The sequence below is a fragment of the Parvibaculum sp. genome (genome assembly GCF_049651025.1).
GTDB lineage: Bacteria > Pseudomonadota > Alphaproteobacteria > Parvibaculales > Parvibaculaceae > Parvibaculum.
On record NZ_JBASBH010000106.1, the window covers coordinates 1 to 14,810 of the forward strand.

Sequence of the window (14,810 nt, forward strand, 5' to 3'; positions counted from 1 at the left end):
ACTTCGCCCTCCAAGCGTGGCATGCGTCGCTCGGCCGATGCGCTGAAGCAGCCGACCTATGTCGAGAACCCGGATTCGGGCGAGCTGCATCGTCCCCATCACGTCGATCTGAAGAGCGGCATGTATCGCGGCCGTCAGATCCTGAAGCCCAAGGGCGGCATCTGAACCTTTGCGTTCGATGAAGATTTCAAGCGCCGGCTTTCATGCCGGCGCTTTTGTTTTTGGTCTCAGAAATCTTCGAGGGCCCGCGTTGCCATCTGCCTTGTCTGGCGCGTGACGTCTTCCTTCCAGTCGTCTTCATCGACGTAGAAGGCATCGCGGATCTGGCGCTTGATCGCAGGCGCGCGGGCATTGTCGAAGCCGCCATTGCGATGCAGCCAATTATCCGCAACGAGGGCGGCGGCAACCGCATTCATCGCGATCGTTCCAAATTCCAGCCCGCATGGCGTCACTTCGCGGCCGGTCAATTCCTGCGCAAAGGCCTCGGTGATGGAGCCCGGCACGTCCGACGATACGGAGCCTTGCGCGCGCGTCGAGTGAACGATATCGCCCCACCAGCCATGCATGCGTTTGAAAGCGTCGTTCGTTTCCGGCGCGGTGCTGATGACCTCGCCATGTCCGCGTGCGCCGAGACCTGAGTGAATGTCGATATAGACGATGCGCTCAGCCGCCCCCATTTCGCGGCGGATGATGTCGCGTAGTGTCGTGTTCGACCAGACGGGTTTCTGCCCGCCGAACTGCACGCCTTCGGGATAGATGTATTGGCCAGCGGTCAGCGCATGTTGCAGTGCCGCCGGGCCGTGGGCTTCCGCATAGGCCTTCATCTTCGCGCGACCGTCTGCGAGGGCTTCTTCGGAAAGCTCCTTCGGGTTCACCGCGTCATAGATCGCGTCATAGCCGGGATTTTCCGGGTGCGCCTTGTCGTGGTCGAGGAAATTGCGGTTGAGATCGACATTGTCCTCATTGACGCGGCGGCCCCAGGCAAATCCCCAGGGGTTGATTGCATGGATGAAGATGAGCGCCGTATCGGCGGGCAGCTTGCCCGCAAAGCCCGAGGCGAGAAGGGCGGTCGATATGCCCGAGCCGCAGAAGCCTTCGACGCCATGCGTGCCCGATCCGATGCCCAGTATGTTGCGGGCGTTTGCCGGTCCGACCCGCGCCACATCGGTTGCGATCTCGCCGCCGTCCGGGCCTTTGAGGGGGTGGAGATTGTGCGCGACCGTTGCGCCAGCCGTTTTTGCGGCATCGAGGAAGCGGGCACGCGCCTGCGCATAGGTGCCGGAAAAATATTGCGCCGTTGCCGTCATATCCTCATTACCTCAATCGTTTACCGGCCGCCCCTCGGGCTGGCACTATTGCCTCGCCGCAAGGCGTGGCCCTGATTTCATATCCCCAGACTACGCCGGGGACGGAGTTTTGTGCTAGATTGACACGAATTCGGGTTTCTGGGGGCCGCAGGCTCAAACGGGGGATCAATATGTTCGGTTCGCTTCCGCTTCTGGCGCTGGTCGTCATTGCCTACAACATCATCGTCTTCCTGACAGGCTTCACGATGGAAACCGGCGTGTTTACGGTCGCCCTCGTCTCGGGAACCGCGTGGACCGTCACCATCGGGGACGCTCTCCTCGTCTTCGGTCTGATCATGCTCTTTCTCGAGCTGATCAATTCGACGCGGACCGGATCGGCGACGATCATCAATCATGCTTTGTCGATGCTGGTGCTGCTGGTGGCTCTCGTGCAGTTCATCGTTCTGCCGCAGTTCGGCACCTCGGTGTTCTTCCTGATCGTGCTGCTCAACCTTCTCGATGTGATCGCCGGCTTCACGGTGACGATCACGGCGGCGCGTCGCGACTTCACCGTTACGGAATAGGGCGCGGTCGCCTCAGGCGTCGCTTTCTTCCTCGTCGGCTTCAAGCAGCAGTTCATAGGCTGCCTGAAGCCTGCCGGTCAGCCGGTGCATGGGGACATCGCGGCGTTCGATGCGCGACAGGGGCATCAGGCCGATCAGGCTGTTGGTGAGAAATGCGCCATCGGCGAGCGCGATGCGCTGCGGCGCGATCATGTCTTCCGTGACGCTGATCTTCAGGCGCTCTGCCAGTTCGATGACGGCTGCGCGCGTGACGCCCGGCAGGATGCCGCATTCCTCGGCAGGCGTGACGAGCTTGTCGCCCTCCCAGAGAAAAATATTGGCGACGCTTGCGCAAGCCAGATGGCCCGACGTGTCGAGCATCAGCGCTTCATCCGCGCCGCGCGAGCGTGCTTCCTCGCGCGCCAGAAGATTGTCGAGATAGGGAAGTGCCTTCAGGCGCGACACGGGCGAGAGCGCATTGCGGCGCGTCGTTGCAAGGACGGCGCTTTGCGACGGTGCAGGCTGCGGGCTTTCGCTTGCCGTGATCATAAGCGTCGGATTTGGCTTCGCAGGAGGCAGAAGGCCGCGCGGGCCGGGTCCGCGCGTCACGGTGATGCGAAGCGCGGTGCGGGCAGATTTCGTCAGCCCGTTTGCTTCAAGCAGCATGCCGCAAGCCACGCCGAGATGGCGCGTCGAGGCGGGCAACGGAATGCCGAGAATATTGCCGCCTGCCGCAAGGCGCACGACATGGGCGTCGAGGAAAGCGATGCGGCCTTGCCTTGCAAGCAATGTTTCAAAGAGGCCGTCGCCGAGAAGAAATCCACGATCGTTTGGCGCGATGCGGGCGTCGCGTTCATCCATCAGTTCGCCGTTGATCCAGATGATCATGCGCTTGCCCTTATCGATTGAGGAGCGTGAGGACGAGATGCGAGGTCGAGGAAGTTTCTAAGCAGGCGATGGCCATGCTCGGTCAATACGGATTCAGGGTGAAACTGCACGCCGAAGACGGGCGCGTCTTGATGCTCCAGCGCCATCAAGGTGCCGTCCTCGACATGCGCGGTTGCGCGCAAGGGTCCGCCCGGTGCCAGCTCGGCGACAAGCGAGTGATAGCGCGCCGCAATGAAAGGGCTGGGTATGCCCATGAAAATGCCGCTGCCGTCATGCGTGATCCGCGCAGGCTTGCCGTGAACAGGCGCGGTGCGATGGATGGCGCCACCGAAAGCGGCGGCGATGCATTGATGCCCGAGGCAGACGCCGAGAAGCGGAATCCGCGCTTCCGCTGCCGCCCTTGCAAGCGCGACAGAAATTCCCGCTTCGTCGGGGCCGCAGGGGCCGGGCGACAGAATGATCGCATCGGGTGCGCTCGCCAGTACCTCGTCGATGGCGATGGCGTCGTTCCGCACGACGCGGCGCGCATATCCAAGTTCGCCGACATAGCGGGCGAGGTTGTGGACGAAGCTGTCGTAATTATCGATGAGGAGGATCATGCCGATGCCTCCTCGGTTTCGACCGCGCTTGTATGATTGTTCGCATCCAGCGCGTGGATCATCGCCCTGGCCTTTGCCAGCGTTTCTTCATATTCGGCGGCCGGGTCGCTTTCAGCCGTGATGCCGCCGCCTGCCTGAAAGGTGATGCGATCGCCCTTGAGCGTCATGGTGCGGATCGCAATTGACGTATCCATCGCGCCATCGAAACCGAGATAGCCGATTGCGCCGCAATAGGGTCCGCGCGTCGTGGGCTCCAGTTCGGCGATGATCTCCATGGCGCGCAGCTTGGGTGCGCCTGTGATCGAGCCGCCGGGAAAGGCGGCGGTGAGAAGATCGACATTCGTCAGCCCCTCGCGAAGCTTTCCGCGCACGGTGGAGACGAGGTGATGCACATTGGCAAAGCTTTCCAGCGCGCAGAGCTTGTCCACCACTACCGAATGATCCGCGCAGACGCGCGACAGATCGTTGCGCAACAGATCGACGATCATCACATTTTCAGCGCGATCCTTTTCTGATGCGAGAAGTTCGGCGGCGAGGTGTTTGTCTTCCTTCGGCGTGGAGCCGCGCGGGCGCGTGCCTTTGATCGGCTTCGTCTCGACCTCGCCATTGCGGCAGAAGAGGAAGCGTTCGGGCGATGATGAAATGAGCGCGCCCGCGCCGAAGTTGAAGAAAGAAGCAAAGGGCGCGGGGCTTTGCGCGCGGAGCCGCAGATAAAGATCGTAGGCCGTATCGTTCTTGTCGAGGCGCGCTTCAAAGCGCTGCGTCAGGTTCGCCTGAAAAATATCCCCGGCGCGAATATAGTCGATGACGCGTGTCACCGCGTTCTCATAGGCGGTGCGTGTGAAGTTCGACGTAACTGCAACCGTGTGCGAAGGCGCGCTGCGCTGTGGCGGCTGGGCCGCCTCGATGCTCGCGCGCAGTTGCGCGGCGCGCGAGCGGGCGCGATCCGTTCTGCGGCGAGGGTCGCGTTCAGGCTCGCCGCTCGACAGGAGAACGGTGCGGTGGCAGGCCATGTCGAAGGCGAGAACGACATCGTAAAACCCGAGCGCCATGTCCGGCAGGTTCTGGTCGTCGATGGCGTTGGGTCGCTCTGCCGGTGGCAGGCGCTCAAGCCAGCGCGCGAGATCGTAGCCCCAGAAGCCCGCAGCACCGCCGATGAAAGGGGGGAGCGCTGACGTGCTTTTTATCGGGCGCGCGGCGGCGAGTTTTGTTTTCAGCGCGTCGAAGGGGTTCGTCCGATCGCCGCCTTGCGCGGTCAGCGTGTCGAAGGGATCAAGGGCGATGAAGCTCCAGCGGCCATGCAGCGCGACATCGCGGCCCGGACCCGCCGTCGCGCTGTCGAGCAGCAGGGCATAGGGTTCATGCGCGAAAGCATGAAACAATTCATGTGGCTCAAACCAGGCCAATTCTTCGATATGCAATTCTGACACGGGTACCGGGCCTCGCCGGGAAGGGGAGCGCAACAGCTTCCGCCGCCAGTCTAGCGCTCTCATATGGGTGTGGCGAGAGGTTCGCCCTATTGGGCCTGTTCTGTGGCCGGCAAGGCTGCGGGCACGGCGTCGGGCCGCGCTTTCAGCCGCATTGCAGGTGCCGTTGCGCCCGCAGATGCGTCACTCTGAGAATTCAGGAACTGCGCGATCAGCCCGGAGACCATGGGGCTTTGCGAGAAAGTGATTTCGTGGCCGAGCTTTGCGTAGGAATAGAGCTTTGCCCTCGGCATCATCGTCATCAGCCTGCTCGCATTGGCGAAAGGCACCGTCTCGTCCTTTTCGCCCCAGATCACCAATACCGGGCGGCGCGATTGCCCGGCCTCGGCGTAGGCGGCGTCGGCCCCGGTCAGGGGATAATTGCGGAGCGTTGAAAGCAGCGCATCGCCATAGCCACGATAATCCATCTGCCGGTCGAAGTCGGCGAGGAAGCGGGCGGGGGTCGGCGCGTATTTCGACTGCTCGGCGGCTTCGGCGTGGAATATTTTCAGGCCGAACATGCGCACGATCCAGTCGCCGACAAAGCGGCGCTTCAGCAGTTCGACATTCTCGTTTGTCGAAACGCCGAGGCCTGCGGGCGCGATGAGCGTGAGGCTGCGCACGCGTTCGGGATGGCGGGCCGCGAAGATGGTCGCGGTGGCGCCGCCCATCGAATAGCCGACGATATGCGCAGGTTCGTTCGGGGCGAGCTTGTCCAGCAGTTCGCCGACCAGCCGGTCGGTGAGATTGGCGTCATAGATCGTGTCCGGGCGGTCGGAAAAGCCGCGTCCGTAATTGTCGAAAGACAGCACGCGGTAACCGGCGCCGCGCAATGGCGCGAAATAATTGTCCCAGACGAAGGATGGCGTCGAAAAGCCGTGGATCAGCACCACCAGCGGCGCACCGGGCTGGCCTTCGAGGCGGTAATGGACGGTGCCGTCGCCAAGCTCGATGAAAGCATGGGCGAGGCCTTTTTTGACGAGGAGAGTGCGCGTGGCTACGTCGAGCACCGGACGTGCCCGGCCCGCCGCCCAATAGCTCATCAGCAATATCAGCAGAAACGCGACCGTGATGACGGTCGCGGCCTTCAGGACCGCCATTAACTCGATCTCCCCCAACGCAGCCTCGCAAAACCGCTGCCGACCCTGCGGCAGTCTAAAGCTTCACATGCGAAGCGACAAATACGTTCAGGCGAGCGGACTTGCAGCATCGATGGAATGGAGGCTTGATGCGCTGAAACGACATATCATCAGTACCGAGCCCCTATGGGACGGACCATATATCAAGGGAGCGACCCAATGCAGAATGCTTTTAAAGACCAGGTGCTCGCGGGCAAGGTTGCATTTATCGCCGGCGCATCTAGCGGCATCAATCTGGGTATCGCCCAACATTTCGCGCGGGCGGGCGCAAAGGTTGCGATCATCAGCCGTAGCGCCGAAAAGATCGCGGCAGCGGTAAAGACCATGACGGATGAGGGCTTTCCCGCCATCGGTATCGCGGCCGACGTGCGCGATTTCGATGCCGTCGATGCGGCGTTCAAGACGGTGCATGACCAGTTCGGCAAGATCGATATCGTGATTTCCGGCGCGGCGGGCAATTTCGTCGCCCCGGCGCTGGGCATTTCGTCGAACGGCTTCAAGACGGTCGTCGATATCGATCTCGTCGGCACGTTCCATGTGCTGCGCGCCTCGTTCCAGTATCTCAATCGGCCGGGCGCCTCGCTTATTTCGATCACCGCGCCGCAGGCTGTGAATGCGACGATGTTCCAGGCGCATGTCTGCGCCGCCAAGGCTGGCATCAACATGCTGACGAAGTGCCTTGCCATGGAATGGGGCCCGGCAGGCGTTCGCGTCAATGCGATCTCGCCCGGACCCATTTCGGAGACGGAAGGCATGCTGCGCCTTGCGCCGACGGCGGAGATGGAAAAGGCGATCAAGTCGCGCATCGCGCTTCGCGACTACGGCACCAAGACGGATATTGCCGATACGGCGCTTTTCCTGTCGACCGACAATGCCAAATATATCACCGGCTCGATCATCGATTGCGATGGCGGCTCGAAGCTTGGTGACGCAGGGGCGGACGCGCTCGGCAACTTCAAGTAAGGCGATAGAGGGCGTTTCCCCTGCTGAACAGGCTTTGACCCGGCTGAAGCTCTCGTTAGGCTGTGGACAAAGCAATTCAAAAGGGGAGACGTTCTATGGCCGCTCGCATCGCACCGGAAGAGTTCACCTGCCTTCTCTATGACGTCCGCGATCACATCGCGACGATGAAGATCAACAGGCCCGACCGGCGCAATGCGCTCAACCGGCGCGCCTATGACGAGATCGAGTGGGGCTTTCGCGCGGCGGCTGCCGATCCAGAAGTTCGCTGCGTCATCGTTTCCGGCGTCGATCCCGCCTTTTGTTCGGGCGAGGATGTGAAGGAGATGATGACGGGCGAGCAGCGCGACGTCAGCGTCGCGAGCCTGACGCGCGTCAGGCCCGAGCCGACGCCTGCCGCCGTCGCGGCGCTTGAATGCGACAAGCCGGTCATTGCCGCGGTCAATGGCGCGGCAGTCGGCTGGGGCACGGAGCTTTCGCTTTTCGCCGATATCCGCATTGCGTCCGATCAGGCGAAGTTCGGGGAAATCTTCATCAAGCGCGGTCTCGTTTCTGATGTCGGCGGCCTTTGGCGTCTGCCGGCGATTGTCGGTCCGGCGAAAGCGGCCGAGCTTCTTTTCACCGGCGACATCATCGATGCGCAGGAAGCCTTGCGCATCGGGCTTGTCAGCGAAGTCGCGCCGCATGCGCAATTGATGGATCGCGCGCTGGCCATGGCAACGCGCATTGCCGTCAATCCGCCGCTGGCGCTTCGCTATATGAAGGAAGGCCTGCGCCGCACGTCTTACGGTGATTTGCGCGAGATCGGCAGTTGGGTATCCGGCACGCTCGGACGGCTTTTCCAGACGGAAGATCACCGCGAGGGTGTGAAGAGTTTTCTGGAAAAGCGCGCCCCGGTTTTCACGGGTAAATGATATGGCGCTGTTTTTCGATCAGGACTGGTTCAACCAGAAGCTCAAGGCTCAGGGGCTGACGCGAGACGATGTCGCCTCGGCCTTGCGCGTCTCGCGCGAAGAGGTGGATGAGATATGGAAGGATCAGCGCGAGCTGTCGCCCAATGAAGTGGCGATGCTTGCGCGCCTCATTGCAACGCCGGCGGCGGAAGTGGTGACGCGGGCCGGCATTGCGACGCCTGCGCCGCGAGAGGCTGCGGGCGCTGGCGGTAATTCACATGTGTTGGCGAAGCTCGAAGAGATGGACCAGCGCCTTGTGCGTATCGAGCGGGCGATTGCCGATCTCCAGTCGCTGATTTTCGCGACGCGGGCGCAAGGCGGTTGAGCGTCTATAGCTTCTGGTCGATGGGCCGCATGCGCAATGTCTCGGCGAGGAGATCGGGCAGCATGTCGGCGGTGATATAGGCGCTTGTCGCGCGCTGTCGTTGCCGATCCTTGCGATGGGGCGCGCGCGGCCAGGGGAAATGCTGATCGACATATTGCGCAAGGAAACTCGCGACGGGACGGAAACTCGCGCTGGTGCTGCCGAGGCCGGCATTTGTGTGCGGAGGCTGTGCTTGCGTTGCATTCGTCGCACCGGAAGACGCGACCGCTTCCTGACTGCCGCGCGCGTGTGGCGAGGGCAGATTTTGCGTTGAACCTATGCGTCGAATGCTGGTCATATCAGCTCAGTAAGAGCAAAAAGCCTGCCAGTGGAGAATGACCCATTGTAGGTCGTCGCGCGAATTAACCAATCTTATTAAAACTTTAGTCGCCATATGGTTTGGCGGAATCTTAAGAACTGTCAAGCAGACTGCATATCGCTCGAAAGGCCGCCCAGGACGGGCGGGTCGGCGCCGAATGCCGGGTCAATGGAGCGAGTGAGGCTTGTGGTGAACGGGGAAGCGCAAAAACCGGTCGATAAGACCGCCGCCGAAGATAATGGAAGCGAGCGCGTATTGCCCGCTTCGCATGACTTGTCTCCAGGCCGTCGCGACGATCTCTTTTCAACGGCGGCCAATGCCGTCGGCGATGTCGCGTATCGCTGGAACATCAACTCCGATCACATTCATTGGGCAGAGGGCGCACAAGCCATGCTCGGCGTCCACAAGGCCGAGGACATGTCGTCCGACAGTGCGCTTCGCTCGCGCGTGTTGTGCCAGAACGGCTCCAGCCGCCTTGACGCATTCACCGGCGCGACCGTTGCCGACAATGGGGCCGGTGTCCCTTACGAACTCGAATATCAGTTGAAAGACGATACGGGCGCGCTTCGCTGGTACGAAGATCGTGGCCGGTGGTATGCCGGTGCGGACGGCAAGCCCGAAATCGCCATCGGCGTTCTGCGTTCGATCGACGAGCGGCGCGGGCAGGCCGAGCGTATCGAACGGCTCAAGACGTTCGACGAATTGACCGGCCTTCTCAATCGCAAGCATCTCATGGGCGCCATCGAAGAGACGCTGGGCCATACGGTTCGGACAAAGTCGTCCGGTGCATTCCTGTTGCTCGCCGTCGATAATCTGACACTCATCAACGATGCCCACGGGTTCGATGTTGCCGATGAAGTGATCGTCGGTATCGGCAAACGCCTGCGCGGTCTTGCGCGGCGCACCGATGCCGTGGGGCGCTATTCCGGCAACAAGTTCGGCCTCGTGCTGCGCAATTGCAGCAAGGAGCGGTTGATCGCGGTGACGGAGCGCCTGCTTGCCTCCGTGCGCGATCAGGTCATCCAGACATCGCGCGGCCCGGTGGCGACGACTGTTTCGGCGGGCTGCGTTTCGCTGCCTGCACATGCGCAAACTGTCGAGCATGCGCTTTCACATGCCGAAGAGGCGCTGACGGCCGCCAAGCAGATGTATCGTGACAGCTATGTCATGTACACGCCGTCGCGCGAACGTGAACAGATGCGGCGACACAATCTGAACGTCGCCGACGAACTGGTGGCGGCATTGAACCAGCGGCGCATCTGCCTTGCCTATCAGCCCATCGTCTCGTCGGTCACGGGCGATGTGATGATGCATGAATGCCTCATCAGGCTCGAACAGCCTGACGGGTCGATTGCCGCGGCCGGGAATTTCGTTCCCATTGCCGAGAAGCTCGGCCTTATCGGCCTGCTCGATTTCCGCGCGATGGAATTGACGATGGAGACATTGCGGAACCGTCCCGATGTCACCCTGTCGCTCAACGTGTCAGGGCGCACGACCAGCGATCACATGTGGCTCGATACGCTTGTGGCGCAGTTGCGCGCCGACCGCACGCTTGCCTCGCGCCTCATCGTCGAGATCACCGAGACGGTCGCGCTGCACGAGATTGCGGGCTCGGCGGAATTCGTGACGACGCTGCGCGATCTCGGATGCCAGGTCGCAATCGACGATTTCGGTGCGGGCTATACGTCGTTCCGAAACCTGAAGACGATCGAGGTCGATCTCGTGAAGATCGACGGCTCTTTCGTGCAGGATCTTGTGACGAACAAGGACAACCAGTTTTTCGTCCGCACCCTTGTCGAGCTTGCGCATAACTTCAATCTGCCGATCGTGGCGGAATGGGTCGGCAATGCCGAGGAAGTCGCCATGCTGCGCGACTTCGGCGTCGAATATTTGCAGGGCTTCTTTCTCGGAGAGCCGGTTCTGCAGCTACCGGCGGCGAATATGCGCGGCGCTCTGGCGAACAAGCGCGCCTGAGCGCTTATTTCTTGGCGAGCGATTCAAGCTGTGCCTGCATGGCGGCAAGCTGACGCTTTAGTTCTTCCAGCTCATTGTCGCGCGAACCGCCATCGGCGGGCGCTGCCGTTGCCTTTTCGTCCGTCGCCTTGCCGGTTTCGTCTGCGGGTTCGCCGCCATTGCGTGAGCGGTTTGCGAAGGGCGAAAACATGCGCATGGCGCTGTCGAACATCGCGAAATTCTGGCGGATCTGATCTTCGAACTGGCCAAGACGCGGGCCGCCTGTGAAGGCGCTGGCGATCCGTGTGCGCAGTTTTTCCTGCTCGCGCGAGAAACTGTCCATGCTGAGTTCGAGATAGGAGGGAATGAATCCCTGCAGGCTGTCGCCGTAAAAACGAATGAGCTGGCGGAGGAACTTGATGGGCAGCAGGTTCTGCCCGCTCTTTCCTTCCTCTTCGAAGATGATCTGCGCAAGTACCGAGCGCGTGATGTCTTCGTTGGTCTTTGCGTCGTGAACGGTGAAATCCTGTCCCTGCTTCACCATCTCGCATAGATGGTCGAGCGTGACGTAGCTCGACGTCGCCGTGTTATAGAGGCGACGGTTCGCGTATTTCTTGATGACGATGACATCATCACCCGTGGATGCGGTTTTTTTGGCCACGGCTGGTCAATCTCCACTGAAGGCTATGCGCCCATCCGAGAGTTTTGTCGGGCCGCTTTGCATTGCAGCCTCGTTGCCCTCGGGTTTTCCCCATTATCGGGCCGCATTCTGACGCGGTATTGTTGCAATGCGCAAGCCCTGCGTTGCATCGCACAGAATTCCATTTACCGTCTTTTGTCGCTGGGGCATTGTCATGTGGATCGCAACGGCTCTTCGTGTAGCGTGAACGGCCCGGCGATCAACATTCCAGGGATGCAACCATGACCAAATCCGATATCGAAGTCGTAATTGTCGGCGCAGCGCGTACGCCTGTCGGTTCCTTCAATGGCGCCTTTTCGAGCGTTCCCGCGCACGAACTTGGAAGAATTGCAATCAGCGCAGCCTTGGAGCGCGCGGGCGTTGCGAAAGACCAGGTATCCGAAGTCATCATGGGGCAGATTTTGCAAGCGGGGCAGGGACAAAACCCCGCGCGTCAGGCCTCGATCAATGCAGGTCTGCCTGTCGAAGTGCCCGCATGGGGCGTCAATCAGCTTTGCGGTTCAGGTCTTCGCGCCGTCGCGCTTGGCTATCAGGCCATCGTGAATGGCGACAGCGATGTCGTCGTCGCCGGCGGTCAGGAAAGCATGAGCATGGCGCCGCATGCCGCCTATCTGCGCTCGGGCGTCAAGATGGGCGACATGCAGTTTGTCGACACGATGATCAAGGACGGTTTGTGGGACGCCTTTCACGGCTATCACATGGGCCAGACGGCGGAGAACGTCGCCGCGCGTTGGCAGATCACGCGCGAGGAGCAGGACAGGTTTGCCGTCGCTTCGCAAAACAAGGCGGAAGCGGCGCAGAAGTCCGGTCGCTTCAAGGACGAGATCGTGCCGGTCACGATCAAGGGCCGCAAGGGTGATACGGTCGTTTCAGAAGACGAATATATCAAGCCGGGTACCACGCTTGACGGCATCAAGGGCTTGAAGCCTGCCTTCCAGAAAGAAAACGGTTCGGTCACGGCCGCGAATGCGAGCGGCATCAATGACGGCGCTGCCGCTCTCGTGCTGATGAGCGCGGAACGTGCGAAAAAGGAAGGCCGCAAGGTTCTCGCGCGCATCGTGTCCTGGGCGCAGGCCGGCGTCGATCCGGCTGTGATGGGCACAGGTCCGATCCCTGCATCGCGCGCGGCGTTGAAAAAGGCGGGCTGGTCTGTCGGCGATCTCGATCTCGTCGAAGCCAATGAAGCCTTTGCGGCGCAGGCGCTCGCGGTCAACAAGGATCTCGGCTGGGATACGGACAAGGTCAATGTGAATGGCGGCGCGATTGCCATCGGTCATCCGATCGGTGCGTCGGGCGCGCGCGTTCTCGTGACCTTGCTGCATGAAATGGAAAAGCGCGATGCCAAAAAGGGTCTCGCGACTCTTTGCATCGGTGGCGGCATGGGCATTGCCCTTTGCGTGGAGAGAACTTGAGTATGTCCAAAGTTGCGATCGTTACCGGCGGTACGCGCGGCATCGGCGCGGCCATCTCCGTCGCCCTGAAGGCGGCCGGCTACAATGTCGCGGCGAATTACGCGGGCAATGAAGCGGCTGCCGAAGCATTTTCCAAAGAGCACGGCATTCCCGTCTTCAAGTGGGATGTGAGCGATTACGACGCCTGCGTGAAAGGCATCGCCGCTGTCGAAGCAAAGCTCGGGCCCATCGACGTCGTCGTCAACAATGCGGGCATCACGCGCGACGCGATGCTGCACAAGATGACGCCGCAGCTTTGGCGCGAGGTTATCTCGACCGACCTCGACTCGCTCTTCAATATGACGCAGCCGCTGATCGGCCCGATGCGCGACCGCGGTTTCGGACGCATCATCAATATTTCGTCGATCAACGGCCAGAAGGGCCAGATGGGCCAGACGAATTATTCGGCGGCGAAGGCGGGCATGGTCGGCTTCACGAAAGCGCTTGCGCAGGAAGTCGCCAAGAAGGGCATCACGGTCAATGTGATTGCGCCGGGCTACATCGACACCGAGATGGTGCAAGCGGTGCCGCCGAAGGTTCTCGAGAGCATCATTGCGACGATCCCTGTGGGTCGTCTCGGACAGGCCGACGAGATCGCGCATTGCGTCGTGTTCCTTGCCGATGAGAAGTCTGCCTTCATCACCGGCACGACGCTCACCTGCAACGGCGCGCAGTATATTTCAGGCTAGGTCTTTCGCTTTCCGGCCTGGTCGCGGTCATATTCCGCGGCTCGGTCGGGACGGCCTTTCTGCGGATAGACCCATGTGTCGGGCGGGCCAACATCGACATGCACGAATGGTTTGCTTGTCGGATAAAAGCCCGCGCCGCCACGACCCAATTTTTTCGCCACGCGATAGATCATGCCGGGGTCGGCGAAATCCTGCGTCAGGTCCATCGCCATGCCGCGCATGTGAAAGCTCGCCGGGTCGACGCCTTCCGACACCGAGGCGAGCAGCGCATTGGTTTTCGGCGAGCGATAGCCGGACATTGTGTAGAGCGGATTTTTTGACGGGGTGAGCGTGTCGATCTCGTGAAGCAGATCGAGCAGGCGCACGCTCATTTTCGTTTTTTCATTGGTTCGCAAATCGCGCATGAACCAGTCGATGCGTTTCAGCGCGTCGGGGATATAGTCGCCATCGGCCCAGTAGACGACGTCGAGCTTCTCGCCTGAGTTGAGGCTCTGCATGTTGAGGCGGCGCTTATAGGACGCATCGGCACGCAGGATCGATGGCGCGGCAACAAGGGCGGCGGCTCCGGTGGCGAGCGTCAGCGCGGCGCGGCGCGTGATTGTTTTCCTGTTCATTGCACGGACTTTTTCATGTCTATGAGACTGCCGGGGGCTGCGGCGGCAAGCTCGCGCGCCTTGCGGTCCGGCACGATCTGCACGAAGCGATAGCCGCGCTTTTCCAGTGTCACGATGAAGTCGGACAGCATGTCCGCCGTGTGGGGCTTCGTGTCGTGGAGGATCAGGATGCCGCTTCCGACTTCGGCAATGTTGCGCAGGCCACGCCGATAGACTTCCGCCTTGCCGATCCGCAACCAGTCATCGGCTCCGAATTCGCACGAGACGGTCGCGATGTCATGCGTGGCGAGCCACGAGATCAGCGCCTTCTTGTCGTTAAGGCCGGGGAAGCGGAAGAAGGGCGCGAGGCGGTCTTGAGATTCCGGCGGTGCGCTTGCAAGCGCCGTTTCGACGGCGTTGAAGGCTCTCGTGATTTCGCGTTTGGCCTCGGCAAGCGAGAGGTGGCGAAGGTTGCGATGCGTCCATGTATGGGTGCCGATATAGTGGCCGCGCGCTGCGACCTCGCGCACGAGATCAGGCCGTGCCTGCGCATAGATGCCGACCATGAAGAAGGTCGCCTTGATGCAGTGTCGGTCGAGAATGTCGAGAATGCGCGGCGTTGTGTCCGGGTTCGGGCCATCGTCAAATGTGAGGGCGATTTCCTTGCGGCCGAGCGTCGCGCCGTTTCTGTATTGCATGGTGCCGTAGGTCGGGCCGCCGCTCGTGTCGAGCGCCACGGTGGGCGTGTGGGCTGGGGCCAGAGCATCGGTCGGGCAGGTCTGATCGGCAGCGGGCGTCGTGGTCTGGGCATTGGCGATTGCGGGCGCGAGCAGAAGCGCTGCCAGCGAGCAGATTGAGATAGCCCTGAGAAGGTTCACGCGAAGACG

17 protein-coding genes are annotated in these 14,810 nt (G+C 61.3%); 8 read left to right on the plus strand and 9 right to left on the minus strand.

The genetic code is table 11. From position 1 onward, the window contains the following. The coding region (rpmF, locus tag WA943_RS13720) for a 50S ribosomal protein L32 (RefSeq protein WP_424470606.1) at positions 1-165 on the plus strand (165 nt) is incomplete at its 5' end. A gap of 62 nt (positions 166-227) precedes the next feature. On the opposite strand, the gene WA943_RS13725 is transcribed toward rpmF, so the two are convergent. Then, positions 228-1,307, minus strand: a complete 1,080-nt coding sequence (locus tag WA943_RS13725) for a M14 family metallopeptidase (RefSeq protein ID WP_424470450.1) — start codon at positions 1,305-1,307, stop codon at positions 228-230. Between the two features lie 170 nt (positions 1,308-1,477). Between WA943_RS13725 and WA943_RS13730 the strand changes: the two genes are divergently transcribed. Then, positions 1,478-1,870, plus strand: a complete 393-nt coding sequence (locus tag WA943_RS13730) for a hypothetical protein (RefSeq protein ID WP_424470451.1) — start codon at positions 1,478-1,480, stop codon at positions 1,868-1,870. Positions 1,871-1,882: 12 nt separating this feature from the next. Here the strand turns inward: WA943_RS13730 and WA943_RS13735 are convergent, their stop codons facing one another. The 4 genes from WA943_RS13735 to WA943_RS13750 form a co-directional block, all read right to left on the minus strand. Continuing rightward, on the minus strand, positions 1,883-2,737 hold the full coding sequence (locus WA943_RS13735) for an aminotransferase class IV (RefSeq protein WP_424470452.1): 855 nt from the start codon (positions 2,735-2,737) through the stop codon (positions 1,883-1,885). After that, entirely contained in the window at positions 2,734-3,336 is a 603-nt protein-coding gene (locus WA943_RS13740) for an anthranilate synthase component II (protein WP_424470453.1), read from the minus strand. Before WA943_RS13740 ends, WA943_RS13735 begins: the two co-directional genes overlap by 4 nt. After that, complete coding sequence (gene pabB, locus WA943_RS13745) at positions 3,333-4,766, minus strand: aminodeoxychorismate synthase component I (protein ID WP_424470454.1); 1,434 nt, start codon at positions 4,764-4,766, stop codon at positions 3,333-3,335. Before pabB ends, WA943_RS13740 begins: the two co-directional genes overlap by 4 nt. 86 nt (positions 4,767-4,852) lie before the next feature. Continuing rightward, positions 4,853-5,902 (minus strand): alpha/beta fold hydrolase, encoded by a 1,050-nt coding sequence (locus WA943_RS13750; RefSeq protein WP_424470455.1) that lies wholly within the window; start codon positions 5,900-5,902, stop codon positions 4,853-4,855. A 198-nt stretch (positions 5,903-6,100) separates the two neighbouring features. Between WA943_RS13750 and WA943_RS13755 the strand changes: the two genes are divergently transcribed. The 3 genes from WA943_RS13755 (at position 6,101) to WA943_RS13765 (ending at position 8,179) form a co-directional block, all read left to right on the plus strand. After that, complete coding sequence (locus WA943_RS13755) at positions 6,101-6,904, plus strand: SDR family oxidoreductase (RefSeq protein WP_424470456.1); 804 nt, start codon at positions 6,101-6,103, stop codon at positions 6,902-6,904. A gap of 95 nt (positions 6,905-6,999) precedes the next feature. Continuing rightward, entirely contained in the window at positions 7,000-7,815 is an 816-nt protein-coding gene (locus WA943_RS13760) for an enoyl-CoA hydratase/isomerase family protein (RefSeq protein WP_424470457.1), read from the plus strand. Between the two features lies 1 nt (position 7,816). Next, positions 7,817-8,179, plus strand: coding sequence for a helix-turn-helix domain-containing protein (locus WA943_RS13765; RefSeq protein ID WP_424470458.1), 363 nt, complete (start codon positions 7,817-7,819; stop codon positions 8,177-8,179). A gap of 4 nt (positions 8,180-8,183) precedes the next feature. On the opposite strand, the gene WA943_RS13770 is transcribed toward WA943_RS13765, so the two are convergent. Further along, complete coding sequence (locus tag WA943_RS13770; protein WP_424470459.1) at positions 8,184-8,516, minus strand: hypothetical protein; 333 nt, start codon at positions 8,514-8,516, stop codon at positions 8,184-8,186. Positions 8,517-8,726: 210 nt separating this feature from the next. Here WA943_RS13770 and WA943_RS13775 point away from each other — a divergent pair, with 210 nt between their 5' ends. After that, positions 8,727-10,511 carry a putative bifunctional diguanylate cyclase/phosphodiesterase gene (locus tag WA943_RS13775; protein ID WP_424470460.1) on the plus strand — a complete coding sequence of 595 codons (1,785 nt, stop codon included), beginning with the start codon at positions 8,727-8,729 and terminating at the stop codon, positions 10,509-10,511. A gap of 4 nt (positions 10,512-10,515) precedes the next feature. On the opposite strand, the gene phaR is transcribed toward WA943_RS13775, so the two are convergent. Next, complete coding sequence (phaR, locus tag WA943_RS13780) at positions 10,516-11,151, minus strand: polyhydroxyalkanoate synthesis repressor PhaR (protein WP_424470461.1); 636 nt, start codon at positions 11,149-11,151, stop codon at positions 10,516-10,518. 260 nt (positions 11,152-11,411) lie between these two features. Between phaR and WA943_RS13785 the strand changes: the two genes are divergently transcribed. Further along, positions 11,412-12,602 carry an acetyl-CoA C-acetyltransferase gene (locus WA943_RS13785; RefSeq protein WP_424470462.1) on the plus strand — a complete coding sequence of 397 codons (1,191 nt, stop codon included), beginning with the start codon at positions 11,412-11,414 and terminating at the stop codon, positions 12,600-12,602. A gap of 2 nt (positions 12,603-12,604) precedes the next feature. After that, entirely contained in the window at positions 12,605-13,330 is a 726-nt protein-coding gene (phbB, locus tag WA943_RS13790) for an acetoacetyl-CoA reductase (protein ID WP_424470463.1), read from the plus strand. On the opposite strand, the gene WA943_RS13795 is transcribed toward phbB, so the two are convergent. Continuing rightward, positions 13,327-13,944, minus strand: coding sequence for a DUF882 domain-containing protein (locus WA943_RS13795; RefSeq protein ID WP_424470464.1), 618 nt, complete (start codon positions 13,942-13,944; stop codon positions 13,327-13,329). The genes phbB and WA943_RS13795 overlap by 4 nt on opposite strands. Continuing rightward, positions 13,941-14,801: a polysaccharide deacetylase family protein gene (locus WA943_RS13800; protein WP_424470465.1), complete on the minus strand. Its 861-nt coding sequence runs from the start codon at positions 14,799-14,801 to the stop codon at positions 13,941-13,943. The genes WA943_RS13795 and WA943_RS13800 overlap by 4 nt, the downstream gene beginning before the upstream one ends. Between the last annotated feature and the right edge of the window lie 9 nt (positions 14,802-14,810).